Annotated in this window: 25 protein-coding genes; 10 read left to right on the top strand and 15 right to left on the bottom strand. The window is 69.0% G+C overall.

What is annotated here, in order from left to right; all coding sequences use genetic code 11:
* Positions 1 to 133: 133 nt before the first annotated feature.
* The 3 genes from VIL67_RS14770 (at position 134) to VIL67_RS14760 (ending at position 2,743) form a co-directional block, all read left to right on the top strand.
* Positions 134 to 1,186, top strand: a complete 1,053-nt coding sequence (locus tag VIL67_RS14770; protein WP_332049671.1) for a 2OG-Fe(II) oxygenase — start codon at positions 134 to 136, stop codon at positions 1,184 to 1,186.
* Positions 1,183 to 2,232: a 2OG-Fe(II) oxygenase gene (locus VIL67_RS14765; RefSeq protein WP_332049670.1), complete on the top strand. Its 1,050-nt coding sequence runs from the start codon at positions 1,183 to 1,185 to the stop codon at positions 2,230 to 2,232. Before VIL67_RS14770 ends, VIL67_RS14765 begins: the two co-directional genes overlap by 4 nt.
* A gap of 73 nt (positions 2,233 to 2,305) precedes the next feature.
* Positions 2,306 to 2,743 (top strand): DUF3617 domain-containing protein, encoded by a 438-nt coding sequence (locus tag VIL67_RS14760; protein WP_332049669.1) that lies wholly within the window; start codon positions 2,306 to 2,308, stop codon positions 2,741 to 2,743.
* Position 2,744: 1 nt separating this feature from the next.
* Here the strand turns inward: VIL67_RS14760 and VIL67_RS14755 are convergent, their stop codons facing one another.
* Positions 2,745 to 4,466 carry a methyl-accepting chemotaxis protein gene (locus VIL67_RS14755; RefSeq protein WP_332049668.1) on the bottom strand — a complete coding sequence of 574 codons (1,722 nt, stop codon included), beginning with the start codon at positions 4,464 to 4,466 and terminating at the stop codon, positions 2,745 to 2,747.
* A 270-nt stretch (positions 4,467 to 4,736) separates the two neighbouring features.
* Between VIL67_RS14755 and VIL67_RS14750 the strand changes: the two genes are divergently transcribed.
* Entirely contained in the window at positions 4,737 to 5,930 is a 1,194-nt protein-coding gene (locus tag VIL67_RS14750) for a carbohydrate porin (protein ID WP_332049667.1), read from the top strand.
* A gap of 76 nt (positions 5,931 to 6,006) precedes the next feature.
* On the opposite strand, the gene VIL67_RS14745 is transcribed toward VIL67_RS14750, so the two are convergent.
* The 10 genes from VIL67_RS14745 to flbT all read right to left on the bottom strand — a co-directional run bounded on the left by VIL67_RS14745 (position 6,007) and on the right by flbT (position 15,230).
* Positions 6,007 to 6,489: a single-stranded DNA-binding protein gene (locus VIL67_RS14745; RefSeq protein WP_332049666.1), complete on the bottom strand. Its 483-nt coding sequence runs from the start codon at positions 6,487 to 6,489 to the stop codon at positions 6,007 to 6,009.
* 122 nt (positions 6,490 to 6,611) lie between these two features.
* Positions 6,612 to 7,010: a hypothetical protein gene (locus VIL67_RS14740; protein ID WP_332049665.1), complete on the bottom strand. Its 399-nt coding sequence runs from the start codon at positions 7,008 to 7,010 to the stop codon at positions 6,612 to 6,614.
* Between the two features lie 41 nt (positions 7,011 to 7,051).
* Entirely contained in the window at positions 7,052 to 7,738 is a 687-nt protein-coding gene (locus VIL67_RS14735; protein ID WP_332049664.1) for a hypothetical protein, read from the bottom strand.
* Positions 7,739 to 7,782: 44 nt separating this feature from the next.
* Positions 7,783 to 10,512, bottom strand: coding sequence for an NHL repeat-containing protein (locus tag VIL67_RS14730; RefSeq protein WP_332049663.1), 2,730 nt, complete (start codon positions 10,510 to 10,512; stop codon positions 7,783 to 7,785).
* 232 nt (positions 10,513 to 10,744) lie between these two features.
* A complete protein-coding gene (locus tag VIL67_RS14725; RefSeq protein ID WP_332049662.1) occupies positions 10,745 to 11,578 on the bottom strand; it encodes a flagellin N-terminal helical domain-containing protein in 834 nt (277 codons plus the stop codon).
* Between the two features lie 211 nt (positions 11,579 to 11,789).
* Positions 11,790 to 12,080, bottom strand: coding sequence for a flagellar protein FlaG (locus tag VIL67_RS14720; RefSeq protein WP_332049661.1), 291 nt, complete (start codon positions 12,078 to 12,080; stop codon positions 11,790 to 11,792).
* 115 nt (positions 12,081 to 12,195) lie between these two features.
* Positions 12,196 to 13,020, bottom strand: coding sequence for a flagellin (locus VIL67_RS14715; protein WP_332049660.1), 825 nt, complete (start codon positions 13,018 to 13,020; stop codon positions 12,196 to 12,198).
* Between the two features lie 296 nt (positions 13,021 to 13,316).
* Positions 13,317 to 14,156, bottom strand: coding sequence for a flagellin (locus tag VIL67_RS14710; RefSeq protein ID WP_332049659.1), 840 nt, complete (start codon positions 14,154 to 14,156; stop codon positions 13,317 to 13,319).
* Positions 14,157 to 14,446: 290 nt separating this feature from the next.
* Positions 14,447 to 14,845, bottom strand: coding sequence for a flagellar biosynthesis regulator FlaF (gene flaF / locus VIL67_RS14705; protein ID WP_332049658.1), 399 nt, complete (start codon positions 14,843 to 14,845; stop codon positions 14,447 to 14,449).
* Positions 14,811 to 15,230 carry a flagellar biosynthesis repressor FlbT gene (flbT, locus tag VIL67_RS14700; RefSeq protein WP_332049657.1) on the bottom strand — a complete coding sequence of 140 codons (420 nt, stop codon included), beginning with the start codon at positions 15,228 to 15,230 and terminating at the stop codon, positions 14,811 to 14,813. Before flbT ends, flaF begins: the two co-directional genes overlap by 35 nt.
* Before the next feature lie 204 nt (positions 15,231 to 15,434).
* On the opposite strand from flbT, the gene VIL67_RS14695 reads away from it, so the two are divergent.
* The 4 genes from VIL67_RS14695 to VIL67_RS14680 all read left to right on the top strand — a co-directional run bounded on the left by VIL67_RS14695 (position 15,435) and on the right by VIL67_RS14680 (position 19,808).
* Positions 15,435 to 17,255 carry a tetratricopeptide repeat protein gene (locus tag VIL67_RS14695; RefSeq protein WP_332049656.1) on the top strand — a complete coding sequence of 607 codons (1,821 nt, stop codon included), beginning with the start codon at positions 15,435 to 15,437 and terminating at the stop codon, positions 17,253 to 17,255.
* 50 nt (positions 17,256 to 17,305) lie between these two features.
* Positions 17,306 to 17,851: a hypothetical protein gene (locus VIL67_RS14690; RefSeq protein ID WP_332049655.1), complete on the top strand. Its 546-nt coding sequence runs from the start codon at positions 17,306 to 17,308 to the stop codon at positions 17,849 to 17,851.
* Between the two features lie 121 nt (positions 17,852 to 17,972).
* Positions 17,973 to 18,842 carry an AAA family ATPase gene (locus VIL67_RS14685; RefSeq protein WP_332049654.1) on the top strand — a complete coding sequence of 290 codons (870 nt, stop codon included), beginning with the start codon at positions 17,973 to 17,975 and terminating at the stop codon, positions 18,840 to 18,842.
* Positions 18,843 to 18,932: 90 nt separating this feature from the next.
* The gene (locus tag VIL67_RS14680) at positions 18,933 to 19,808 is read left to right on the top strand and encodes a hypothetical protein (protein ID WP_332049653.1); all 876 of its coding nucleotides are present in this window, start codon (positions 18,933 to 18,935) and stop codon (positions 19,806 to 19,808) included.
* Between the two features lie 25 nt (positions 19,809 to 19,833).
* On the opposite strand, the gene VIL67_RS14675 is transcribed toward VIL67_RS14680, so the two are convergent.
* Both VIL67_RS14675 and VIL67_RS14670 read right to left on the bottom strand, forming a co-directional pair.
* Positions 19,834 to 20,205, bottom strand: coding sequence for a hypothetical protein (locus tag VIL67_RS14675; protein ID WP_332049652.1), 372 nt, complete (start codon positions 20,203 to 20,205; stop codon positions 19,834 to 19,836).
* 19 nt (positions 20,206 to 20,224) lie between these two features.
* Positions 20,225 to 21,037 (bottom strand): universal stress protein, encoded by an 813-nt coding sequence (locus tag VIL67_RS14670; RefSeq protein WP_332049651.1) that lies wholly within the window; start codon positions 21,035 to 21,037, stop codon positions 20,225 to 20,227.
* Positions 21,038 to 21,158: 121 nt separating this feature from the next.
* Here VIL67_RS14670 and VIL67_RS14665 point away from each other — a divergent pair, with 121 nt between their 5' ends.
* Both VIL67_RS14665 and VIL67_RS14660 read left to right on the top strand, forming a co-directional pair.
* Positions 21,159 to 21,803 carry a YfbR-like 5'-deoxynucleotidase gene (locus tag VIL67_RS14665; RefSeq protein WP_414696214.1) on the top strand — a complete coding sequence of 215 codons (645 nt, stop codon included), beginning with the start codon at positions 21,159 to 21,161 and terminating at the stop codon, positions 21,801 to 21,803.
* 5 nt (positions 21,804 to 21,808) lie between these two features.
* Positions 21,809 to 22,744, top strand: coding sequence for an NUDIX hydrolase (locus VIL67_RS14660; RefSeq protein ID WP_414696213.1), 936 nt, complete (start codon positions 21,809 to 21,811; stop codon positions 22,742 to 22,744).
* Between the two features lie 27 nt (positions 22,745 to 22,771).
* Here the strand turns inward: VIL67_RS14660 and VIL67_RS14655 are convergent, their stop codons facing one another.
* Both VIL67_RS14655 and VIL67_RS14650 read right to left on the bottom strand, forming a co-directional pair.
* The gene (locus VIL67_RS14655) at positions 22,772 to 23,683 is read right to left on the bottom strand and encodes a sterol desaturase family protein (RefSeq protein WP_332049649.1); all 912 of its coding nucleotides are present in this window, start codon (positions 23,681 to 23,683) and stop codon (positions 22,772 to 22,774) included.
* Positions 23,680 to 24,078 (bottom strand): hypothetical protein, encoded by a 399-nt coding sequence (locus tag VIL67_RS14650; protein WP_332049648.1) that lies wholly within the window; start codon positions 24,076 to 24,078, stop codon positions 23,680 to 23,682. The genes VIL67_RS14655 and VIL67_RS14650 overlap by 4 nt, the downstream gene beginning before the upstream one ends.
* Between the last annotated feature and the right edge of the window lie 129 nt (positions 24,079 to 24,207).

Here is a 24,207-nt window from a genome sequence, read left to right as displayed (position 1 = left end):
GCTTAGATAGGCGTTCCTCCTAGCATTTGCGAGGCGGCCGCGCCAACTCTCGCGCGGGCGCACGCGCGAGGGCATAAGGCCGCGCCGATCAGCCGCCGTGACGCGGCGGCGGCGAGCCAGTAGGTTCGCCCCCATGCCGCTGTCGCCCGGAGATCCCGCGCCCTGGTTCAAGGCGCCGACGCCGTCTCAACCGGAGTTCGTGTTCGACACGGCGGCCGGGCGCTACGTGGTGCTGCTGTTCCTGCCGCTGGACGTGGAGGGCCGCCGCCAGGCGCTCACCCGCCTGGCCGCCGCACGCCGGCTGTTCGACGACACGCGGGTGTCCGCGTTCGTGGTGGCGCGAGACGAGGAGACGCTGGCGAGCGCCCGGGACCTTCGCGGCCTGCGCTGGTTCCTCGACGCGCAAGGTGACGTCTGCCGCCTCTACGGCGCCCTCGAGCCGAACGGCGCGGAGCGACCGCACTGGCTGCTGCTCGATCCGACGCTGCGGGTGATGGCCGCCGGCTCCCTCTCGCGGCTGGACACGCTGCTGCAGGGCCTTCCCGGCCTGCGCCCGCCGGGCGACCATGCGGGCGTGCCGGTCCGCGCGCCGGTGCTGGTCGCGCCGCGGGTGTTCGAGCCGGAGGTCTGCCGCGAGCTGGTCGCCCTGCATGGCGGGGGCGGCGCGTTCACCGGGGTGATGCGCGACCAGGGCCAGCGGACGGTGCTGGTGATGGACGAGCTGAAGCGCCGGCGAGACGTCTATGTGGAGGACGCGGAGGTCCAGGCGGCCCTGCGGGAACGGCTCGAGCGCCGGCTCTTTCCGATGATCGAACGCGCCCTGGGGGTACGGCCCACCCGGATCGAGCGCTACGTGGTCAGCTGCTACGACGCGGCTGATCAGGGGGTGTTCCACCCCCACCGCGACAACACCACCTTCGGCACCGCGCACCGCGCGTTCGCCTGTTCCATCAACCTGAACGACGATTTCGAAGGGGGAGACCTGCGGTTCCCCGAGTACGGTCCCGCCACCTACCGGCCGCCGGTGGGCGGCGCCGTGGTGTTCTCCTGCAGCCTGCTGCACGAAGCCACCCGGGTGACGCGGGGCCAGCGATACGCCTTCCTGCCGTTCTTCTACGACGAGGCCGGCGGCGAGGTGCTGGCCGCCTACCGCGCCCGCAGCGAGCAGACGGAGCCCGCCGCTTGATCGCCCGCCTTCCGCCCGGCCTGACCGTGGGTGAGCTCGCGCCCTGGTTCAAATGCCCGACCGCGAGCAAGCCGAGCTTCGCCTTCGGCACCGTCGGCGGCAGATACATCCTCCTGGGTTTCCTCCCCGCCGAGGCCGCGACGCAGCCGGCGATCACGCAGGCCTTGACTGCCCACCGCGCGCGCCTGGACGACCGCCACCTGGCCGCCTTCCTGGTGATCCGCGATCCCGACCTGATCGCGCGCGCCAAGGACCAGCCGCCGGGCCTGCGCTGGTTCCTGGACGGCGACGGGGCGGTCACGCGGCTCTATGGCGGCGAACAGGGTCTTTGGGTGTTGCTGGATCCCGCCATGCGGGTGATGCGGCTCGCCCCGCTTTCCGAGACCGAGAGCGTGTTCGCCGAGATCGCCGCGCTTCCCCCGGTCGGCGACTACGCGGGTGTCGACCTCTTCGCCCCGGTGCTGGTGGTCCCGCGCGTCTTCGAGCCCGAGTTCTGCCAGCAGCTCATCGCCCACTACGAGGCCCGCGGCGGCTCCCCCTCCGGGGTCATGCGCGACGTGGACGGCCGCACGGTCGGCGTCCTCGACCCGATGAAGAAGCGCGACGACGTGTGGATCGAGGAGGAGGAGCTCCAACGCCAGGTGATGCGCCGGATCAGCAGACGGCTGGTCCCGGAAATCCGCAAGGCCTACGGCTTCGAGGCGACACGGTTCGAGCGCTACCTGCTCGCCTGCTACGACGCCGATCAGGGCGGCTACTTCCGCCCGCACCGCGACAACGACACGCTGGGCACTGCGCACCGCCGGTTCGCCGCCTCGATCAACCTCAACGCGGAAGACTTCGAGGGCGGCGACCTGCGGTTTCCCGAGTTCGGGCCGCGGACCTACCGGCCGCCGACCGGCGGGGCGGTCGTGTTCTGCTGCAGCCTCCTGCACGAGGCGACCCCCGTCACCCGCGGCCGCCGCTACGCCTTCCTGCCGTTCCTCTACGACGAGGCGGGCGCCCAGGTGCGAGCGGCCAACCAGGCGGCGCTGCAGCCAGGGTAGCGCAGACCTCGACGGTCATCGGCAGTTCAGGCAAGAGGCGCCAGCCTCGCGCCGCAACTGAACGGAAGCCCGGATGAAACGCTTCGCCCCTGCCCTCCTCGCCGGCGCGCTCGCCCTGCCCGCGGCCGCCCAGACGCCGATCGCCCCCGGCTACTGGGAGACGACGAGCCAGATCCTCTCGCCGCTGCCCACCAAGAAGACCGAGAAGCGGTGCATCCGTGAGGAGGACGTGGAGAAGTTCATCGGCGGCTCGCCGAACCGGCACTACACCTGCACCTACCCGACGCGGGAGATCGCCGGCGGCAAGATCCGGCTGGCGGGCAGCTGCAAGACCAAGAACAGCGAGCCGGTGCCGATCACCGGAGAGGGCGTCTATACCCGCGACACCCTGCGGCTGGACGCTCGCGTGAAGGCCAAGCTGGGCGGGATCACCGTGCCGGTGCATGCCCGCACTTCGGGTCGCCGGATCGCCGACACCTGCCCTGCCCCCGCGGCGGGCGACGCCAAATAGCTTAGGCCGCGGCGCGCTGCGGCGCGTCGGACGCGGGCTCGGTCCGGAAGCGGGCGATCAGGGCGGCCAGCCGCTCGGCCTCCGTGCGGAGGCTTTCCGAGGCGGCGGAGGACTGCTCCACCATCGCCGCGTTCTGCTGGGTCATCTGGTCCATCGAGGCGACCGCGGTGTTCACCTCCGCGAGGCCGGTGGACTGTTCCGCCGCCGAGGCGGCGATCTCGGCGATCAGGGTGTTGATCTGCAGCACGTGGCCGGTGATCCGCTCCAGCGCCTGGCCGGCGTCCCCCACGAGCCCGACACCTTCGGCCACCTGCTCGCTGGACGCGCTGATCAGGCCCTTGATCTCGCGCGCCGCCTCGGCCGAGCGCTGGGCAAGCGCCCGCACCTCCATGGCGACCACGGCGAAGCCCTTGCCAGCGTCGCCGGCCCGGGCCGCTTCCACCCCGGCGTTCAGGGCCAGCAGGTTGGTCTGGAAGGCGATCTCGTCGATCACGCCGATGATCTGAGTGATCTGCCCGGCCGACTGCTCGATGGCGCTCATGGCGCGCACTGCATTGCGGACCACCTCGCCGGAGGCCTCGGCGTCGCGGGTGGAGGCGCCCACCAGTTCCTGGGTCTCGCGCGCGCCGCCGGCGGTCTTCTGCACCGTCGCGGTGATCTGCTCCATGGCCGCGGCGGTCTCTTCGAGGCTGGCCGCCTGTTGCTCGGTGCGCCGTGACAGGTTGTCCGCCGCCTGGCTGATCTCGGCCGCGCCGCGCAGCAGCTCGCCGGCGTTGACCACGATCTCGCGCATGGTGGCCTGCAGCCGGTCCACCGCGCCGTTGAAGTCGCCGCGCAGGCGTTCGTAGTCGGCGGGAAAGGCCTCTTCGATCCGGCAGGTCAGGTCGCCGCCGGACAGACGGTCGAGCCCCTCAGCCAGGGCCGAGACGACGCGCGCCAGGGTCTCGGCCTGAGCCGCGCGTTCGGCCTGCTCCCGGGCCTGGGCCTGGGCCTCGGTCTCGCGCCGCCGCATCTCTGCTTCCGCCTCGCTGGCCGCCTTGCTCTGCACGACGGCCTGGAAGGCGCGCACCGCGCGGGCGATGTCGCCGATCTCGTCGCGGCGATCGGCGGCGGCCAGTTCGATCTCGGTGTTGCCGGCCGCAAGCTCGTGCATGTCGCCGGTCAGCGCCTGGATGGGCCGCACCACGGCGCGGCGGGCGAAGAGCACGATGGCGGCGCTGATCACCAGGCCAAGCACCAGGGCGGCCGCCATGAGCGCCTTGCCGAAGGCCGCGCTCGTCGTGCCGGTGACGGCCGACGCATGGGCGGCCGCCTCGATCTTGCCGGTGGCCGCTTCCATGGCGTCTTCGAGGGTGGAGAACCGCTCCTTGAACTGCGGCAGCGCGGCCTGGGCCTGAAGCGGATCCGCCCCGGCGAGGCGGACCATCTCCTCGGCGGAGGCGATGTAATCCGCGAGCGGCGCCTCGAGCGCCTGGAGGGCGGCCTTCGAGGCCGGGTCGACGGCGATCTTCTGGTTGGTCGCCACGGCCTCCTTGAAGCTCGCCACGTGCTCGGCGAGATCCGTACGCACCTCGTCGAGCGACAGGCCGCCGACGCCGGTCGCAGCCAATTGCGCCGACAGCACGTCGCCGCGCAGCGCGTCGTGCATCATGTCCGACTGCATATGGTTGCGCAGCACCTGCCCTGAGATCTCCGCGTCGTGCAGCGCATCGCTGAGGCGCATGGCCACCCACATCCCGCCGCCGGCGCTGCTCGCCGCGAGTAGGGTGACAGCAGCGCTCGCCGCAACGACCTTGTGGTTGATAGTCCGCACGCTCGCCCCCGGGCTTAGAATGACATCGGTATGCCGTTCTTAGGGTTAAGAATGCATTGATGATAAGGTTATCTCGCTAATCTTCATCCTGCAACGCCGTGTAATATCGGCGTTCGTGCAGATTCATTACTTGTTCAAGGCCGGCATCTATCTCTCCTGTTGGAAGTACGGGAGAGCAGTATGCTCAAAGACGCGAAGAAGAGCGCGCACTCTATCGCCGGTTGCGCCGTAGCCATCTCCTTGAGCGCCGGTGCGGCGCTTGCCCAGGACATGGCGGATCCCGCCTGGACCGCTTCATCGACCTACACCGCCGACGTAACAGGCGTGGTGGATGGCGGCGCGAGCCGCGCCGGCCGTTACCTCGACAACCTTGATGTGGTGATTGACGGCGACCTGGAGGCCACGTTCGGATGGCGCGGCGCGAACCTCCACCTTTACCTGCTGAACAATTCGGGCGGACAGCCCAACGATCTGGCGGGCACCCTCCAGGGCGTGGACAACATCGAGGTCTCGCGCCAGCGGGCGCGGTTGTACGAGCTGTGGGTCGAGCAACGCTTCGCCGGCGACCGCGCCTCGCTGCTCGCGGGCCTGTACGATCTGAACAGCGAGTTCTACGCGACCGAAGCCTCCGGACTGCTGATCGCCCCGCCGTTCGGCATCGGCTCCGAGATCGCCTCGACCGGCCCGAACGGTCCTTCGATCTTCCCCTCCACGGCCCTGGCCGCCCGTTTGAAGGTCAGCGGCGCGAACGGCGCCTACCTGCAGACCGCCGTCGTCAACGCCAAGGCCAGCACCATCGGCGACCCCGACGGCCCGGACACCAACATGGACCGGGGGGCGCTGACCATCGGCGAAGCAGGGGTGGGCGACGGCTCCCGCCTGGCCGTGGGCCTATGGCGTTACACGGAGAAGCAGGACGACATCCGCGACCTGACGCCGGCCGGCAATCCGGACCGCAGCACCGCCCAGGGCGCCTACGTCCTGACCGAGCAGCCGCTGATCGACGGCGGCGACCAGGGCCGCACGGTCGCGGGCTTCCTGCGGGCCGGCGTTTCGGACGGCGACACGACGGTCTTCAAGGGCGGCTGGCAGGCCGGGCTCCTGGTCACTCGCGTGTTCGCCGGGCGGCCGGACAGCGCCTTCTCCGTGGGCCTGGAACAGGGCCTGCTCTCGTCCAAGGGACGCGCCAACCTCCGCGACGCCGGCCTGGACCCGGCCCATGCGGAGAGCAGCGTCGAGATCACCTATGCCGACAAGATCCATCCCCGCGTGACGCTCCAGCCCGACCTGCAGCTGATCAAAAACGCCGGCGGCGACCGTGACCGCGATCTGGTCGTGGTGGCCGCCCTGCGGCTGACCATCGAGCTGTTCTAGCCCCCTGTCGCACAGCAAAACGGCCAGCTCCCCGACGGAGGCTGGCCGTTCGCATGCCTGCGGGACGAACCAGGCCCTAGAACGGGATCTCGTCGTCCAGGTCGGCCGAGAAGTCCTCGCGCGGGGCGGAGGACTGGTTGCGCGGACCCGAGGAGAATCCGCCGCCGTAGCCGCCGCTGTCGCGGTCACCCGCGCCGCCGCCCTCGCCACGGCCGTCAAGCATGGTGAGCTCGCCGCGGAACTTCTGCAGGACGATCTCGGTGGAGTACTTCTCCTGGCCGGACTGGTCGCTCCACTTGCGCGTCTGGATCGAGCCCTCGATGTACACCTTGGCGCCCTTGCGCAGGTACTGCTCGCAGACCTTCACGATGTTCTCGTTGAACACCACGACCCGGTGCCACTCGGTCTTTTCCTTGCGCTCGCCGCTGGAGCGGTCGCGCCAGGTTTCCGAGGTGGCGATGCGCAGGTTCGCAACGCGCTCGCCGGAGTTGAGGCTGCGAATCTCGGGGTCCGCGCCGAGATTGCCGATGAGGATGACCTTGTTGACGCTGCCCGCCATGCGATGTCCTGAGCTTCCGTGTTTGCGGGCCCGCCAAGCGCGGGCCGAAGCGGGAAAGCTAGCGAATCCTTAACAGGACATCAACCAGATGTTCTCTATCCGTTCCGCCGCCATCCACAGGCTTATTGCGCCGGGTCCTGCGGCATGGCGCCCGGGATCGCGAGCCGCCCATCGCCCGTCCGGACCAGAGCCACGAAGCGCGGCCCTTCCAGCGAGGTGGAGGTGAAGACCCCCTCCTTCTGCAGGAACAGGAAGTTGGACTGGAAGGCGCCGTAGATCTCCTGCTGGCTGCCGCCGAGGCGCAGGAACTTGATGCGCATTGCCTCGAGGTTGGCGGCGCAGTGTTCCAGGTCCGGCGTATTCACCAGCTTGTTGTACTTCAGCGAGCCGTCCTTCTGGGGCACCACGTGGAAGCAGACGCCGGCGTCGCCGGGCGGGCGGGTCCGCTTGGCGCAGCCGGCGACGGCGGCGACCGCGACGAGAGCGAGGATCAGGGGGGCGCGGGAGAGGACGGGCGACATGGCCTGGACCCTACACGTGGATTGCGCCCGCCTCCAAGCCGTCAGAGGCTGCAGCCCGGCCCCTGCTCGACCAGCGGTCGGAAGCTGCGATTGTCGTCCGAGACCTCGACGCGCCCAGGGACGAGCCGCAGGGTCTGCTGCCCCCACCGCCCGTAGGTGGCGCCGCCGGCTTGCTCGCAGCGGCCGGCGAACAGCGTCTGGGCGCAAGCCAGACGGCTGACCTCGCCCGACAGCCGACGCCAGCGCGCCCCGGCGTAACGCCAGCAGGCGGCGACGGGCTCGCCGTCGTCGGCCGCCTCCGGCAGCGCGCTCACCGGCGGCTCCACGGGGGCTTCGATCTCCCCCTCCTCCGGCGGCAGCGGGGTCAGCATGTCGCCCGCCTGGTCGGCGGCGGCGAGCGCGCCCGTCTCGTCAACGCCCACATCAAGCGCGTCCGTGGCGACCCCGTTGCGTCGCGCGCACTCGGCGAGGGTGAATTCACCCACGAACTGCCCGCCAACGAAGCAGCGTAGCGGGCGCGCCGGATTCAGCTGGTCGTCGCCTTCCGCGGACTCAATCACCAGGCCGCCCTGCGACGCCGGCGGCGGCGGCGTCCGCTCGCCACGCCCCGACGAAAGCAGCACCCAGGCGATCGCCATCCCCGCCACCAGCGCCAGGAGGGCGCCGGCCACGATCAGCCCTGCACGGCGGGGCGCAGGTCTCGGCTCGGACGGCGGGGTGGGGCTCATGGCGCTGGCCTAGACCGGGGCGGCGGCGCTTTCAAGGCGCGCGCTCAGCCACCGCCGGTCAGGCGATCCAGAGCCGCCTGGTAGTTGGCGATCTGGTTTGTCAGATAGGCGGGCGCCTGGCCCTGCGCCCCGGCGATCTTGTCGGCGAGGGACTTCGGCGTCGCGGCGTCGCGCATGTCCTTGTAGACACTGCGGACCACGCCCATGGCCGCGGCGACCTCCGCGAGGGCATGGCTGATCTGGTCGGCGTCAGAGAGATTTAGGTCCCGCGGCAGGCCGAGGCCGTAGATCTGCGCCTTGCCGTCTCCCGGCAGGGTCTTGCCGTCCTCGGTGGTGGTCGTGCGGATGATCGTCTCGGCGATGCCCAGGGCCTCCAGCGCGTCCTTCCCGGCGCTGCCCGCCCCCACCTCCAGCACGATCCGCGGGTTCATGGGTTCGATCTTTAGGCTACGGACGCCGTTGGCGGTGGCGATCGTCACCTTCGCCTGGAAGCCGCTGGCGCGGCGGATCTTCTGCGCCAGGGTGTCGAGGGTGTCCTTCTCCTCGATGGTCACGGAGCTTGCCCGCCCCTGCCCCACCTGGATCGTGAACTGCTCGCCCGCCCGCAGCGAACTCTGCGCCGTAAGGCGTTCGGAGTCGCTGGTGTCCAGGGTTCCCGAGGGCAGGCCCAGCCGGTCGAGCACGCTGGCTCCTTTGGTGTCCAGGGCGATCGAGGTCGGGGCGGCATAGCCGTCCTTCCCCGAGAACCGCCGCGACCAGGCCACCGCGCCGCTGTCGATGTCGAGCCGGGCGAGAAAGCCGTCCTTCTTGCCCACCCGGTCGTGGTCGGGCAGGTCGCCACCGACCGAGCCGCCCAGCCACACCTGTCCTGCCGACACCGCCAGGGAGGTCGCCTTGTCGTCGCCCGCGCCGCCGTAATAGGCGATCCGGTCCGATGGGCCGCCAGCGAGGTTTGCGGACAGCCGGGCGGCGAAGGCGTCGGAGCCGCCGGCGTGATTGCGGGTCACCAACCCGGCCGAGAGGGAGCCGTTCTGGGTGGTTCCGGCGACGACCAGTTGGCCACCGTCGAGGGCGAGGCCGGCGATGTCGCCGCCCTGCAGGTCGCCGAGGTCGCGCGCCGCCCCGGCGCTTACGGTGGCGCCGGAGACCTCGAAGCGCCGCAGGACCGCGTGGCCCTGCTCCACGCTGGCCACCACCAGCGCATTGCCGTCGACCACCAGGCCCTTCGGGCTGTCAGCCCCGGCGGTGCCGAAGCTCTGGGCGAACAGGGTCTGCACCTTGCCGGCGGCGTCCGCGCGGAAGGCCTCTACGTAGCCGTCGTAGCCGCCGATGGTGGTCGTTCCGGGAAGCGCCGATTTCGATCGGCCCGCCACATAGACCGTGCCGTCGGCGCCGAACGCCACCTGGCTCGCCTCGTCATCGAGGCGAGCGCCCCGGCGCTGCGTCCAAAGCTCCTGGCCCTCAGGATCATAAAGGGTGACGAAGCTGTCGCTGTTCGCGGCATAGCTGCCGCTGGCGCCGGAGTTCAGCGCGCCTTCCGCCGCGCCGTTGAGGCCGCCCGTCACGGCTCCGGCCACCGCCACCTTGCCGTCAGCGGACACCGCAAGCCCGAGGCCCGTCGCCGAGGATGAGGCGCCGAGGGTGCGTGCGAAGATCAGCTTGCCGGCCGAGTCGTATTTGAGCAGGGCCACGTCCTGCTCGCCCTTGATCGCCTGGCCGCCTGTGGCCGCCGTCACGTCGGCCAGCATGTAGAGACCGCCGTCGGGCCCGACCTGCTGGGCGCGCACCGTCTTGACCTCGGGCCCCAGGGTCTCGGCGAAGACCCGCCCGTCCACCCAGCCGGTCTCGCCCTCCCCCTGCAGCGGCGGCGGGACCGTGCTGACGTCGGTCTGGAACTTGACCAGCTGGCGTTCCACGCGGCCATCCTTGGTGGCGGCCTTGCCGTCGGGATCGGGGTCACCGACCTCCTGGGCCATGTAGATCGCCGGCGCCGTGGCGGCCGCCGCGAAACTGACCGTCTCCCCGGTGCCCATCTTGACCTTCAGGGCCCATTGGTCGGGGCCAGGAGGCAGATTCACCGCCTTGCCCGCCACGGTGACCTGACGCGCCTGACCCGGGATCCGCTGCGTCTGGATCCGCGTCTCGACGCCGGCGGACTGCAGCTTGTCGTTGATGAAGTTGATGACGTTGCCGAGCGTGCGCGGCGTCGAGCCCATCTCGCCCAGCTCGATCGCCACGTCCTGCGTGGTGTTGTTGAGCTTCTTCACCGAGATGGAGAAACTGACCGCGCCTTCGAAAGCCGGCACCGGGTCGGCGGTCGAGCTGGTCAGCGGCTGGGTGACGTATTCGGTGAGCGCCTTGGGCGTGGTCACCTTGCTCTTGACGTTAAGCGCCGCCTCGCCGCCGGACAGGCGGGCGTTCTCGAGCTTCGCCTGGTCGATGTAGCCGGTGACCTCGGCCAGCCCCTTGGCGAAGGCGCCCTGCACGCGTGTCCGCTCGATCGAGGTCAGCCCCTTGCCCTTCACGTACTCGGCCAGGTCGTTGAGCGTCTGCAGGCCCTGATAGAGGGCGAAGAGCTTCCTGTAGTCGGAACTGGCCCCCGGTAGGTCGAGCTGGGCGGCGTTCTCCTCGACGAGCTTGCGCCCCGCCAGCGCCCGCCGGACGGCCTCGCTCGCCTTGGCCTTCGTCTCGCCGTCCGAATAGATCACCGACCAGGGCGCTGTCGGCGCGTACTTGCGGGTCGGCGCGGCCGTCGGCCCCGCGGCCGCCCCCACGCCGGCGGCAGCGCCAAGCAGCCCCGCGGAAGACGACGAATCGGTCGTTCCGAAGAGCGAGAGCAGTGCGCTGCCGGTGACGGGGTTTATAGCCATGCGGAACGAGGCGCGGCGTCAGGCGACCGCCCCTGCAGCCTAGAGGAACAGGGTGGCCAGGCCGTTAAGGGACGGCAAGAAACCCGGGCGGCCGGCGCCCGGGTTTTCGCTACGCCCCAACGAAAATCCAAGATCCTCAGCCCTTGAACAAGGAGAGGATGATCTGCGGCGCCTGGTTGGCGATGGAGAGCGCCTGGGCGCCCAGCTGCTGCTGGACCTGCAAGGCCTGCAATCGTGCGCTTTCCTTGGCGAGATCCGCATCCACCAGGTTGCCGACCCCGGTCTCCAGCACGTCCGTGAGCTTGGAAACGAAGTTGGCGTGGGCGCTGATCTGTTTCGCCTGGGAGCCCAGGTTGCCCAGCGCCTGGTTCACATTGGCGATCGAGGCGTTCAGGGTGCCCAGCACTTGCGAAGCCAGGCTGGATGTGGACAGCGAGGAGTTCGGCGGGATCGTGACGATCAGGTTGCCGAGCGTCATGTCCTGGCCGGTGAGCGTGATGTAGGAATTGGCTTCGGCGTTGGCCAGGAACTGGATGTCCGGGTTGATTGACCCGTTCAGCATGTTCGCACCGTCGAAGCTGGCGTTGTCCGTCACCTGCTTGATCTGGCGAAGGATGGCCTTGAAGTCGGCGTCCAGCGCCAGCCGGGAGTTGCTGTCGAGCGACGGGTCCATCGCCGCGACGACCTTCTCCTTCAGCTCGACGAGCAGGTCGGAGACCGATTCGCCGGCGGTCATCGAGACCTCCGCAATGGAGTTGGCGCGATCCAGGCTCAACTTGACGGCGGCGAGCGCTCCGATGTCGGCTCGCTGCCCCTGCGCGATCGACCAGATGGCGGCGTTGTCCCGCGCGTTGGCGATCTTCAGGCCGGTGTTGATCCTGTTCTGGGTCTCACCGAGCTTGTCATTGGTCGTGTTAAGGTTCTGGAGCGCGACCAGCGCAGACTTGTTCGTATGCACGCTGATCGACATCGCGGATTCTCCTCAGTCGTCCTGCCCCCCGGGGACCCGCTTTGGCGAGTCGCTTGGGTGTTCATGAGGAGAGTTCGAGGATTATGGTATCCAGAAGGTTAACGGTTAACCATGTCCGCGAGCTTTCGCTTAACCACGTTTGCCGCCGCCGGCAGGGGCCGGGGCGGTTGTCAGGTGCAGACGCCAGCCTCTTCAGGCGCGGCGTGGAAGATCAGGCCCTGGTGCGGATCACCACACCGGCGACGTAGTCGGCCTCCTCCCGCATCTTCAGGACTTCTTCCCTGGGAAGCTGGAGGATGACCTCGCCGGTCCGACGGTTAACCGTCTTGTAGACATAGGCGCCGGTGGCAGGGTCCTCTTCGATGATCAATCGCAGGTCGGCCTGGTCCTGGGCCGGGGTCGCGCTCTCCGTGGGGGCCCCATGTTCGGGGTTCTGCGACGGTGCGTGCCGACCGAAGGTTGGATCAGGCGTGGCTGCGTAGGGCGCAACCTTGCTCTGCATGTCTCCTGTCGCCGCCTCTAGCGGCGCTCCGGGCTGAGCGTGAGCGGCGGGGAGGTCGCCCTCCCCGCCGCCACGTCAGGACGGGGAGCCCGAAGGCTCCACGTCCAGCGGGTCCTTAGCGGAAGAGGCCAAGGAGGATCGACGACGACTGGTTCGCGATCGAAAGGGCCTGAATGCCCAGCTGCTGCTTGGTCTGCAGAGCCTGGAGGCGGGCGCTTTCCTTCGCGAGGTCCGCGTCGACGAGGTTACCCACCCCGGCGTCCAGCGTGTCCTGGAGCTTCATGACGAAGTTCAGGTGCGACTGCAGCGACTTGGAGCCGGTGCCCAGCTTGGACAGCTTGCTCGACACGTTGGTGATCGCGGTGTTGAGCGTGCCGATCATCGCCGAAGCGGTCGACTGGGTGCCGATCGACGAGCCGGTCGTCAGACCGATCCCCCCGAGCGACAGGTCCTGGGCCGCCACAGTGATCACCGAGCTGGCGTCCGCGTTGGCCAGGGCCTCCACGGTCGCGCCGCCGGACTGGACCATGTTGGCGCCGTTGAACACGGCGTTTTCCACGGCCTTGGTGATCTGGTCGCGCAACGAACCGAAATCGTCGTTGAGCGCCGTGCGGCTGTTGGCGTCGAGCGTCGAGTCCGACGCGGCGAGCGCCTTTTCCTTCATCTGCAGGAGCAGCTCGGAAATGGTCTCACCCGCCGAAATGGCCACATCCACGGTCGACTGGCCGCGCTGAAGCGATTCCTTGACGGCGTTCAGCGAGTTGGACGTCGCGCGCTGGTTCTGGGCGATGGCCCAGATGGCGCCGTTGTCCTTGGCGGAGGCGACGCGCTTGCCCGTGTTGATCCGGGCTTGCGTGGTCTGCAGGTCGGTGTTGGTCGAGTTCAGGTTCTGAAGCGCGACCATCGCGCCGGTGTTGGTATTGACGCTGTTAAAAGGCATCTACTGGTTCCTTGTTTCAAGGTAACCGGCGCTCGTTTCGGATTGCCGGGGGCATTTTGCCCGGCAACATCTGCAGCAAAGGGCGGGCCAACCCGGCAAAATTGGCCGAGCCGCCACAAGGCGCTGATTTTTATCGAGTTATGGGTCTGTTAGGCATGCCGCGAATCGGCAAAAAGTGCCGCTTCTGAATTGGCAATGGGCAAGATCTGCCGGGCCTGCGCGGCAATTTCTGCCGAGGCCGCGAAAAAGAGTCCGCCGGGCGGGCGGCGGTGTCGCCTGCCCGCCCGGCGTTGCGACTATCGGCCGAAGAGCGACAGCAACGACGAGGACGACTGGTTGGCGATTGAGAGCGCCTGGACCCCGAGCTGCTGCTTTGTCTGCAGCGCCTGAAGTTTCGCGCTTTCCTTCGCCAGGTCGGCGTCGACGAGGTTCCCAATCCCCACATCAACCGTGTCCTGAAGTTTGCCAATAAACGACAGGTGCGAGGCGAGGGCCTTGGAGCCCGTGCCCAGCTTGGAAAGCGCGCTCGAGACGTTGATGATGGCCGTGTTGAGCGTGCCGATCATCGCAGAGGCTGCGGACTGCGTGTTGATGGACGCGTCCACGGCCAGGCCTGCCAGAGCGCCCGTCGCCAAATCCATGGGCTGTGCCAGCACGGTGATGGTGGAGCTCCCGTCGGCGTTGGCGAGGGCCGCGACCGTCGTGGGGCTCACCCCCTTCAGCATGTTGGCGCCGTTAAACTCGGCGTTCTTCACAGCCTTCGCGATCTGGTCGCGCAACGAGATGAAATCGTCGTTGAGCGCCGAGCGACTGTTCGTGTCGAGCGTGGTGTCGGCCGCCGCCAGGGCCTTCTCCTTCATGAGAACGAGAAGATCCGAGACGGATTCGCCTGCAGAGATCGCCACATCGACGGTCGATTGACCGCGCGAGAGCGATTCCTTCACGGCGTTGAGCGAGTTGGACGTCGCGCGCTGGTTCTGGGCGATGGCCCAGATAGCGCCGTTGTCCTTCACGCTGCCGACCCGCTTTCCGGTGTTGATACGTGACTGAGTGGTTGCCAGCTCCGCGTTGGTCGCATTGAGGTTCTGGAGCGCCACCATGGCGCCCACGTTCGTATTCACCGAATTGTACGGCATCTCTCGTCCATCCATTCTGGAGGTAATGACCGGCTTTTGCCGGGCGGGCGATTTTTCGCCCGCAGAGACATCCGCAAGCCGCGGGCCAGTTTGGTAACCTTCTATGTCGCTGTAATCGTTGGGCTTTCCGATCGCCCTCCACAGGCTCGGTAACCATACCGGCGGAAACTACCCGGCGCCCGGCAGCTCCTGCCGCGCACACGCAGAGGTGGCGAAACGAGTCGGCCGCGCGTCAATGAAAAAGGCCGCGGGCGAGCCGCGGCCTCGAAAACTTCGCCTGGGCGTGCGGATCAGGCCGCGACCGCCCCTGCCCCGGCCGGGCCTGGGGCGCCGGCGGCGGGTCCGCCCGACAGGCCCTGCATGATGATCCGGTTCACGTCGATCAGCGGCTCGATCTCCTCCTGACGACGGATCACGGCGCTGGTGTGCTTGCCCACCCAGATGGCCAGCGAGATGATCGCGGCGCGCAGCTCGGGGGGCAGCTTGTTGTCGGGATGCGAGCAGTCGTCGGACAGGAAACTCCACACACGACGGTTCCAGTCGAGCGCGTCGATGCGCCCGCCGATGTCCATCGGGTCCTTCTTGGCGGCCTCCATCAGCGCGAGCGTGACCTGCGCGAAGAGACGGTATTCCGTCTCGCGCGGGCTCTCGGCGCTAACCGCCGTGCGCTGGTACGCCTGAAGGGACATTGCCCAACCTCTCGTCTTCGTACTCGATGAGCTTCCGGCAGAGCATGAGCGCCTTGTACCACTCGCGCTCCATGCAGAACTTCGAGATCTGGACGCATTCGGCCAGGACCTCGGGATTGCGGATCACCCCCATGAACTCGGTCAGCCGCACGACGAACTCGTCGTAGTAGCGGGCCACGCCGGGCTCATCGAGGTACATCATCATGACCGGGAAATAGATGCGGCGGGCGGGCGTGTTCGCCTCTTCCTGCTGCATGATGTCCTTCTCCCGCAGCACCGAGGCCTTGTTCTGAAGGACCAGCACGCCCCGCCGGTCGCCGTTCTGGACGACCGCGCCGTTGAGGACGAACTTCTCCCCGGGCTTCAGCGACAATTTTAGCGGCAAGACCGCCTCCCGATCACAGCGTCCACGAATCTACCGTCTCGATTCGAATGAGCCATTGTCGCCTTGTGCCGGCCCGAACGCATCATCAGGGTTAGGCTTGACCGGTTAACGGGGCCTTGCAGCGGGTGTGGCCCAAAGCCGCGGTTAAGGTCTGGGTAACCATAAAAGCGCGATCTCAGCCCTGTCCTTAGAGGGGGAAGCTCCATGCTGCGCCAGACTGCGCCGAGCGCCGCGTCGGCCATCGCCCTGCAAGCCGCCCAGGCGCCGGCCCAGGTGGCGGCGGCCACCCGCCCCGGCCTGGTCACCGAAGCGCTGGGCCAGGCGGGGTCCAAGGACGCCCTGGCGCGCCTCAACGCCGCCATCCACGAACTCAAGGCGGTGGCGGTGCAGCCTATGCTGCAACGCGCCGTCACCGCCCTGCAGGCCGACGACTTCGTCAATGGCCGCAAGTGGGCGATCAAGGCGCTGGAGCGTGACGAACGCAGCGGCCCGGGCTGGTACCTGCTGGCGATCGCCATGGAGCGGGGCGGCGACTTCGCCACCTCCATCAAGGCCTATGAGTCGGCGCTGAGGCTGCTGCCCGACCAGGCGGAGGTGGCCAACGACCTGGGCCGGCTGGCCTTCCGCATGGGCATGGCGTCCACCGCCGAGAAGCTGTTCCGGCACTTCCTGGCGCGCTACCCCGACCACCCGGAGGGCGCCAACAACCTCGCCTGCGCCCTGCGCGACCAGAGCCTGCTCGACGAGGCGATCGAGGTTCTGAAGCCCTCGATCCTGCTGCATCCCGAGGTGGCGATGCTGTGGAACACCATGGGGACGGTGATGGGCGAGAAGGGCGACTTCGAGAGCGCCCACCTGTTCTTCGCCGAGGCCATGCGGCTCGACCCGATGCTGGCCAAGGCGCAATACAACTATGGGAACAGCCTGCTGGCCCTGGGCGACCCCGTCGGCGCCCTTGAGGCCTGCGAGGCGGCCATGGAGAAGGTCACCGCCGAGGACGAGCGCCAGATGATGCGCCTGGCCCGCTCGACGATCCTCATCGCGCTGGGCCGGGTCGGGGAAGGCTTCGACGAGTACGAGGCGCGCCTGAACCGCCACTATGCCGACGTCACCCACTTCCTGATCAAGGCGCCGCTGTGGACGCCGGGGGCGGACATCGCGGGCAAGCGGCTGCTGGTGGTGGCCGAACAGGGCCTGGGGGACGAGGTCCTGTTCGCCAACCTGATGCCGGACGTGATGGCGCGGGTCGGCCCGGGCGGCCACACCACCTTGGCGGTGGAGCGCCGGCTGGTCAGCCTTTTCCAGCGCAGTTTCCCGGAAGCGACGGTCACGGCCCACGCCACCGGCTCGCTGCAGGGCCGCCCGGCGCGGCACATCCCGCTCCTCAACGGCCCCGACGCGCCCGCGGTGGACCTGTTCGCCCCCATGGGCTCGATGCTGCGCGAGTTCCGCCGCAGCCCCGAGGCCTTCCCGCAGGACCGCCCGCGGTTCCTGGCTGCCGATCCGGAGCGGGTCGCCTACTGGCGCGAGCAGCTGCCCGCCGCCGGCCCAGGCCGCAAGGTCGGCCTCCTCTGGAAGAGCGCGCTCAAGCGCTCCACCCGCCAACGCTACTTCTCGCCGTTCGAGGCCTGGGCGCCGGTCCTGCGCCAGGAGGGTATCACCTTCGTGAACCTGCAGTACGGCGACTGCGCCGAGGAGCTGGCCTGGGTCGCGCGCGAACTGGGCGTGCAGGTGTGGCAGCCGCCGGGCATCGACCTGAAGCAGGACCTGGACGACGTCGCCGCCCTCGCCTGCGCCCTGGACCTGACCCTCGGCTTCTCCAACGCCACCTTCAACCTTGCGGCCGCCTGCGGCGCCCCGGCGTGGCTGATCTCGACGCCGGCCGCCTGGACCCTGCTCGGGACGGACCGCTACCCTTGGTACCCGCAGGCCCGAGTGTTCGTGCCGAAGGGCTTCGGGGCGTGGGACGAACTGATGGCCGACATCGGTCAGGCGCTCGGCGACTGGGCGGCTTCGGAACACTGACGCCGCCCGGGGATTTCTGAAGCATCGGCGCAGATGCGAAGGAGTCTCCCATGCCCGGAACCAGCTTCGAGAGCGATTCCGACTTCGATCCCCAGGATCAGGCGGAGGCCTTCGACGAGAGCATGACCGTCGGCGGCGAAGGCTCGGTCGCCCTGGGCGACGACAGCCCGGCCGGCATCGGCGAGGACATGCGCACCTTCGAGGAGATGCCCGACGTCCTCGACATGATGCAGAAGGTCGGCGACCGCTCGGACGAGGAAGCGCTCGCCCTCGACGCGGACGAGTTCGACGAGGACGCCATCGACGAGGACGACGGCGAGGAGGACAACGAGCTCGACTACGGCGCGGTCGACGACGACCGGGAGGACGAGCTGGACGGCCTGGGCGCCGAGGCGGGCTCCGAGAGCATGGACGAGGCCTACATCGACCCCGAGGAGATCGAAGGGTTGGAGGTGGTGATGGACGCCGACTCCGTCTCGGGCGGCGAGGACGACTTCACCAACTTCCAGTCTCGCAACGTCTCGGACGAGGACCTCAAGCGCATGGGCTACTCCGAGGACCGCGGCGGGGAGACCCGAGCCAAACCCGACGAGTAGGCTTCCCCGAGGTCAGCCAGCCTCCGGCGCAATCTGCCCTTGCCTGCGGCTCCCCGCCCACTAGTCTGGCGGCAGTTGAAACAACTGTTCGAATGCGGGCGCGGCCCGCCGGGGAGCCGGAATGAGCCAGCGGTTTGAGGGCACCGAGAATTACGTCGCCACCGAGGACCTCAAGGTCGCGGTGAACGCGGCCATCGCTTTGGAGCGTCCGCTGCTCATCAAGGGCGAGCCCGGGACCGGCAAGACGGTGCTGGCCTACGAGATCGCCGAGGCGCTCAAGGCGCCCTTGATCACCTGGCACATCAAGTCGACCACCAAGGCCCACCAGGGGCTCTACGAGTACGACGCGGTCACCCGCCTGCGCGACAGCCAACTCGGCGACGAGCGGGTCAAGGACGTCAAGAACTACATCAAGAAGGGCAAGCTTTGGGAAGCCTTCGAGGCCCCGCAGCGCCCGGTCTTGCTGATCGACGAGATCGACAAGGCGGACATCGAGTTCCCGAACGACCTCCTGCAGGAGCTCGATCGGATGGAGTTCTACGTCTACGAGACCAACGAGACCATCAAGGCGGCCGTCCGCCCGGTGGTGATCATCACCTCCAACAACGAGAAGGAGCTGCCGGACGCCTTCCTGCGCCGTTGCTTCTTCCACTACATCCGCTTCCCGGAAGCCGAGACGATGAACCAGATCGTCGAGGTCCACTATCCGAACATCAAGCAGAAGCTGGTCGCCGAGGCCCTGCGCATCTTCTACGACATGCGCAAGGTGCCGGGCCTGAAGAAGAAGCCTTCCACGTCGGAGCTGCTCGACTGGCTGAAGCTGCTGATGGTCGAGGATATCGACGAGAACGCGCTGAAGGAAAAGGACCCGACCAAGCTGATCCCGCCGCTGCACGGCGCCCTGCTGAAGAACGAGCAGGACGTGCACCTGTTCGAGCGGCTCGCCTTCCTGGCGCGCCGCGAGGGGGCCGGGTCGCGCCCCGGACAGTAGGGCCTAAGCCGTAACCGGTTACGGCGAATTCACTCGATTTTCGAAAGGGCTCCAGCCACCCTCGCAGGGAACGGACTGGAGCCCTTTCTCATGACGCGCCTGCTTTTCCTGGCCGCATCGACCCTCGCCCTGACCGGCCTTTCCGCCTGTGCGCCCGGCAAGCTGCAGACCCGCGCCGCCCTCGACTGCCCGCAAACAGAGGGTGAGCTCACCCGCACCGGCGTCTCGCCCGACGGCAAGCGCTGCACCTACACCACCAGCGGCGGGGCCGAAGTGACCCTGCAGCTGGTTTCGACGGCCGGCGACCCCGCGCAGGCCCTCCAGCAGATCGAGGACGGCCTCCTGCCGCCGGCGAGCCCGGAGCAACTGGCGGCCGACGCCGCCGGGCGCGAGCGGGCGGCGGCGAGCGCCACCGCCCAGGCCGCTGGCGCCCCCAGCAGCGCGGCCGACGCGGAGGCGGCGGCCCGACAGGCCGAAGCCGACGCCGCCCGGCCGAGCCAGAGCGCCGCCGCCGAGCCTGAAAAGCGGCGCGGCGCTACGGCGCGGGTGGAGGTGATGGTGGACGACGACGGCCACGTGGACGCCAAGGACACGCACGGGGACGACGTCACCCGGGTGCGACTGCCGGGCGTCAGCATCACGGCCGGTGACGAATCGGCCAAGGTCCAAGTGGGCGGGATCACCATCGACGCGGATGGCGACGCCGACCAGGTGACGATCCGCAGCTATGACCAGGTGCGCCTGAAGGGCGAGGCCCTGGCGCGCGAGAAGCGCGGCGTGCGGGCGACGCTGGTGCGCAAGGGCGAGTTCCCGGGCGGCTACCGGGTGGTTGGCTACGAGGCGGGCGGGCCGAAGCTCGGTCCGATCACCGTGGCCACGGTGCGCGCCAAGTCCGAGCTCGATGAGCACGGCGGCGACGTCTACGACGACGTCAAGCGGCTGGTCCGCCGGAACGGCGGGGTCTGAGGACCCCGCCCCTCCATGCGCCGGCTCAGGCCGGCTGCACCTCCACGACCTTGTAGGTCAGCGGCCGGCCGTCCTCGTCCGAGACCGTGACGTACTCGCCCACGGCGAAACGGTGCTCGCCCAGGCGGTGGACCGGCTCGTCGTCGGCCGCGTCGTCCTCGTCATAGTCGAAGAACCAGCGGCTGCCGCGGCGGTTCAGGCGGCCGTCCACCGGATCCTCGTCCGGCGCGAAGCGGCGCACGGCGCACTTGTCGCGCGCCTTCGAGAACTCCGCCTCGTCCAGCATGCCGTCAGCGGTCAGCGGCGCCGTGAGCGCATAGCCGCGGTGGTCGTCGCCGCCGGCGAACTCGGTGCCAGGGTTGCGGGCAAGCCGCATGACGATGCGCGACAGGGGCATGGGTTTCACCTTCTTGGACCTAGTGAGACAAGAACAATGATGGCTGGGCGGAGTTCAACAGCGTGCGCGTTGCGCCGCCGAAGATGAACTCCTGCAGCCGCGGATGGCCGAAGGCGCCGGCCACGAGGATCTCTGCGCCGGCCGCTTTGGCCGCCGACAGCAGCGCCGGCGCCGCCTCGCCGGTGGCGGGCAGGACCTCCAGCTCGGCGCTGACGCCGCGCGCCGCGTAATAGGCCTGGAGGCGGCCGGGATCGAAGGTGCGCGCGCTGGCCTTCGGCGCCGCCAGCACCACGACCCGCTGGGCCTTCTCGAGCAGCGGCAGGGCCAGGCGCGCCGCGCGGCTGGCTTCCTTGCCCCCGTCCCAGGCCACGGCCACCACGCCGCCGACCTTCAGGCCCTCGCGGGCGATCAGCACGGGCCGCTGTTCGTCGGCGACCATCTGCTGGAAGGCCTCCGCCAGCGGGCCACGGCCGCGCGCCGGATCGGAATTGAACACCACCACGTCCGAAAGCCGGCTTTCCGCAGAGAGCCCGGCCCAGACCGGCGTCTGCAGCGCAGTGAAGCGCAGCTTGGGATAGGCCGCCGCTTCCATGGCGGCGCGGGCGTTCTTCTCCCCGGCGGCTGCGGCTTCCTTGAGGCTCTCAAGCGCGGTGGTCTGCACCCCGCCCAGGAAGCCCTCGCCCATCCACGGCATGACGTCGGCCACGTCGGCGGGGGTGTAGACGCAGGCCACTTCCGCGCCGAACGGCTCGGCCAACATGACCGCCGCGGCCACCGCCGCCCGGTCGCCCTGCCCGCCCGACAGCGGGGCCATGATGCGCGCCCAACTCATCGGTCCTGCCTCATCTTGCCCATTCATCCAGTGCAGCTTGAACCCTCGGGCCCAAGGCTCGCATTGATCTTTCTCAGGGTCTGGGCCAGTTCACCAGCCTGACCATGGAGGGAATGCGCCGGTGAGAAAAGGGCTGCGTCGAGCCAAGCAGGAGCCCCGGGCCTGGCAGCGCATGCTGTCTGGCCGCCGGCTGGACCTTCTCGACCCCTCGCCCATGGACATCGAGATCGAGGACATCGCCCACGGCCTGGCCCGGGTCGCCCGCTGGAACGGCCAGACGGTGGGCGAGCACGCCTTCTCGGTGGCGCAGCACTCCGTCGTGGTCGAGGACATCATGGCCCACATCCAGCCGGACCTGGAACCGCGCTGGCGCCTGGTCGGCCTGCTGCACGACGCCTCCGAGTATGTGATCGGCGACATGATTTCGCCGTTCAAGGCGGCGCTCGGCATGAACTACAAGGCCTTCGAGGAGCGGCTGGAGAACGCCATCCACATCCGTTTCGGCCTGCCGGCCAGGACGCCGCTGGCCATCAAGAAGCTGATCAAGCAGGCCGACCGCGCCTGCGCCTGGTTCGAAGCCACCCAGCTGGCCGGCTTCAGCCGCGAGGAGGCCAACGACTTCTTCGACGAGCCGCCCGTCGGCTACGAACTGCACATCGAGCCCTGGCCGGCGAACGTGGCCCAGCAACGTTACGTCCAGCGTTTCCACATCCTATCCGAGGCGGCGGGCTACACGCCCTCGCCCGCGGCCTTCGACACGGAGTGACCGGCGTGCCGACCTCCGTCGTTATCGGTCTGTCGGCGGTGGTGGTGGCCATCTGCGACGGCGACGCGGTGGTGCTGACGCTGCGCTTCCCGAACGAGGAGCTGCAGGGCCTGCCCTTCGGTCCCTTCGACCCGGAGGGGCATCGCACCTTCGAGCTCGCGCTGCGCGCCTTCGTGAAGGCGCAGACGCGGTTCGACCTCGGCTATGTGGAGCAGCTCTACACCTTTGGCGACAAGGGGCGGGACGCGCCCCTTGCGGACATGGGCGCCGGCGCGGCGCGGGTGATCTCCGTCGGCTATCTGGGGCTGGCCCCGGCCGCCCTGGACGGCCACTCGGCCGCCTCGGGCTGGCAAGCCTGGAACCGCTTCTTCCCCTACGAGGACTGGCGCGAAGGCCGTCCCGGCTCGCTCGTCGCCATCGAGGCGGCGCTGCGCGCTTGGGCGACGACGCCGGAGCAGCTGGCCCGCGCCCGCCTCCTGTTCGCCCTGGACGGCGCCCCCTGGAACGAGGAGCGTGTGCTGGAGCGGTACGAGCTGCTCTACGAGGCGGGGTTAGTGCACGAGGCGGCCCGCGACCGCGGCGAGGCCCAGCCCGTGAGCCTGCCGCCAACCGGCGAGCCGATGATCTCCGACCACCGCCGGATCCTCGGGACCGCCCTGTCGCGGCTGCGGGGCAAGCTGAAGTACCGCCCGGTGGTGTTCGAACTGATGCCCGAGGCCTTCACGCTGTCCGCCTTGCAGCGGGCGGTCGAGGCGATCGCCGGCGTGCCCCTGCACAAGCAGAACTTCCGCCGCGCCTTGGAGCGCGCCGAGCTGGTCGAGGGCCTGGGCCGCATGGACGCAGAGACGGGCGGCCGCCCCGCCGAGCTGTTCCGGTTCCGCCGCGAGATCCTGGCCGCGCGCCCGGTGAGCGGGCTCAGCCTGCCGCTGCTGCGGGACTGACACTCCCTCGCCGCTCAGGGGGAGGGTTCAAGCCGCAAGGTCGAGATCCGTCTTGGCCCTGCCCGCTTCCCATTCCGCCTTCAGCATGGCGCTGGTCTCCCGGCTGCCGTCGGGGCTCCAGCCCGGAGGGCCGAAGAGCCAGCCGAGCGCGTGCCGGGGCTGGCGCACGATGTCCGCGGCGATGCCGATCCATTCGTGGAAGGCCACTCGGACGATGTTGAAGGTGCCGAGGTTCTTCACCAGGCCATAGCGGCAGGGCTCCTCGTCGAGCTCCGGCTGGAAGGTGCCGAACAGACGGTCCCAGACAATCAGGACGCCGGCGTAGTTGCGGTCGAGGTAGCGCGGATTGCGGGCGTGGTGCACCCGGTGGTGCGAGGGGGTGTTGAACACCGCCTCGAACCAGGCGGGCATCCGGCGGATCGCCTCGGTGTGGATCCAGTACTGGTAGACCAGGCTGATCCCCTTCTGGATCGCGATCATCGCCGGGTGGAAGCCAAGGAAGGCGAGCGGCAGCCAGAGCAGCCAGGTTCCGGCCACGCCGCCGGTCCAGGTCTGCCGCAGGGCCGTGGAGAGGTTGTAGTGCTGGCTGGAGTGGTGGTTCACGTGACTGGCCCACCAGAACCGCCGCTCGTGCGCCAGGCGATGGAACCAGTAGTAGGTCAGGTCTTCCAGGAGGAAGATCGCCACCCAGGCCCAGACCGCGGTCATCGGGACGGTGAAAAGCCGATGCTCGTAGGCCCACACACTGGCCCCGAAGGTGACGGTCGCAAACAGCACGCCGGCCACGGTGGATCCAAGGCCCATGCCCAGGGAGACGGCGGTGTCGCGCCACTCGTAACGCGCCTGCGCCTTGCCGAGTCGAGCGAGGCCGATCTCCAGGATGATGCTGAGGATGAAGAACGGCGTGGCGAGGGTCACCGGGTCGAAGGCCGGCTTCATGCGGCGAGATCCTTGCTGTCGCTCGGCGGCCAGGAGCGCAGGGAGAGCACAGCGCGCGGAGCGGCGATGTCGGCGAGGTCGATGCAGAGCTCACCCTTGCGGAAGGCCGCAGACAGAGCCTGCCCCCAGGGGATCTGCCGGGCCACGAAGCCATCGCCGAACCGGCAGAGCACCAGGGCGGCCGCGCCCGACTTGGCGAGCGCCCCCTTGCCATCCTCGGCCACCCACAGGCCGTCGAGCGGCTTGCCGGGGAACTCCTCGGCGAACAGGGCCCGCGCCTTGGCGTCGGTCAGGGGCTGGTTCGGCCGGGCGATGCTCGCCCAGGCCGCGAAGCCGACCAGCAAGGCCACGGCGACGCCGGAGCCGGCTAGCTGAATGAAGAACGCCTGGCCCAATCTGCTTCCTCCCCGCCCGGGAAGCTGCGCGCGAACGGGCGCCGGGGTCAAGAAAAAGGCCCCTCGTGCGACACGAGGGGCCCTTCTCGGCCGAACGGGAGGGACCGGAGCCCCTCCCCTGGCGTACGC

It is taken from the genome of Phenylobacterium sp. (assembly GCF_036563385.1).
In the GTDB taxonomy this organism is placed as follows: Bacteria; Pseudomonadota; Alphaproteobacteria; order Caulobacterales; family Caulobacteraceae; genus Phenylobacterium.
Note: the sequence above shows the minus strand (reverse complement) of the source record. Positions and strands in the feature narration are given on the sequence as shown.

What these genes read in the sequence shown, in the direction of transcription:
- VIL67_RS14770 (WP_332049671.1), top strand. Translation starts at nt 134, where the DNA reads ATGCCGCTGTCGCCCGGAGATCCCGCGCCCTGGTTCAAGGCGCCGACG.
- VIL67_RS14760 (WP_332049669.1), top strand. Translation starts at nt 2,306, where the DNA reads ATGAAACGCTTCGCCCCTGCCCTCCTCGCCGGCGCGCTCGCCCTGCCC.
- VIL67_RS14755 (WP_332049668.1), bottom strand. Translation starts at nt 4,466, where the DNA reads ATGCGCCTCAGCGATGCGCTGCACGACGCGGAGATCTCAGGGCAGGTG.
- VIL67_RS14750 (WP_332049667.1), top strand. Translation starts at nt 4,737, where the DNA reads ATGCTCAAAGACGCGAAGAAGAGCGCGCACTCTATCGCCGGTTGCGCC.
- VIL67_RS14745 (WP_332049666.1), bottom strand. Translation starts at nt 6,489, where the DNA reads ATGGCGGGCAGCGTCAACAAGGTCATCCTCATCGGCAATCTCGGCGCG.
- VIL67_RS14740 (WP_332049665.1), bottom strand. Translation starts at nt 7,010, where the DNA reads ATGTCGCCCGTCCTCTCCCGCGCCCCCCTGATCCTCGCTCTCGTCGCG.
- VIL67_RS14735 (WP_332049664.1), bottom strand. Translation starts at nt 7,738, where the DNA reads ATGAGCCCCACCCCGCCGTCCGAGCCGAGACCTGCGCCCCGCCGTGCA.
- VIL67_RS14725 (WP_332049662.1), bottom strand. Translation starts at nt 11,578, where the DNA reads ATGTCGATCAGCGTGCATACGAACAAGTCTGCGCTGGTCGCGCTCCAG.
- VIL67_RS14720 (WP_332049661.1), bottom strand. Translation starts at nt 12,080, where the DNA reads ATGCAGAGCAAGGTTGCGCCCTACGCAGCCACGCCTGATCCAACCTTC.
- VIL67_RS14715 (WP_332049660.1), bottom strand. Translation starts at nt 13,020, where the DNA reads ATGCCTTTTAACAGCGTCAATACCAACACCGGCGCGATGGTCGCGCTT.
- VIL67_RS14710 (WP_332049659.1), bottom strand. Translation starts at nt 14,156, where the DNA reads ATGCCGTACAATTCGGTGAATACGAACGTGGGCGCCATGGTGGCGCTC.
- flaF (WP_332049658.1), bottom strand. Translation starts at nt 14,845, where the DNA reads ATGTCCCTTCAGGCGTACCAGCGCACGGCGGTTAGCGCCGAGAGCCCG.
- VIL67_RS14695 (WP_332049656.1), top strand. Translation starts at nt 15,435, where the DNA reads ATGCTGCGCCAGACTGCGCCGAGCGCCGCGTCGGCCATCGCCCTGCAA.
- VIL67_RS14690 (WP_332049655.1), top strand. Translation starts at nt 17,306, where the DNA reads ATGCCCGGAACCAGCTTCGAGAGCGATTCCGACTTCGATCCCCAGGAT.
- VIL67_RS14685 (WP_332049654.1), top strand. Translation starts at nt 17,973, where the DNA reads ATGAGCCAGCGGTTTGAGGGCACCGAGAATTACGTCGCCACCGAGGAC.
- VIL67_RS14680 (WP_332049653.1), top strand. Translation starts at nt 18,933, where the DNA reads ATGACGCGCCTGCTTTTCCTGGCCGCATCGACCCTCGCCCTGACCGGC.
- VIL67_RS14675 (WP_332049652.1), bottom strand. Translation starts at nt 20,205, where the DNA reads ATGCCCCTGTCGCGCATCGTCATGCGGCTTGCCCGCAACCCTGGCACC.
- VIL67_RS14670 (WP_332049651.1), bottom strand. Translation starts at nt 21,037, where the DNA reads ATGAGTTGGGCGCGCATCATGGCCCCGCTGTCGGGCGGGCAGGGCGAC.
- VIL67_RS14655 (WP_332049649.1), bottom strand. Translation starts at nt 23,683, where the DNA reads ATGAAGCCGGCCTTCGACCCGGTGACCCTCGCCACGCCGTTCTTCATC.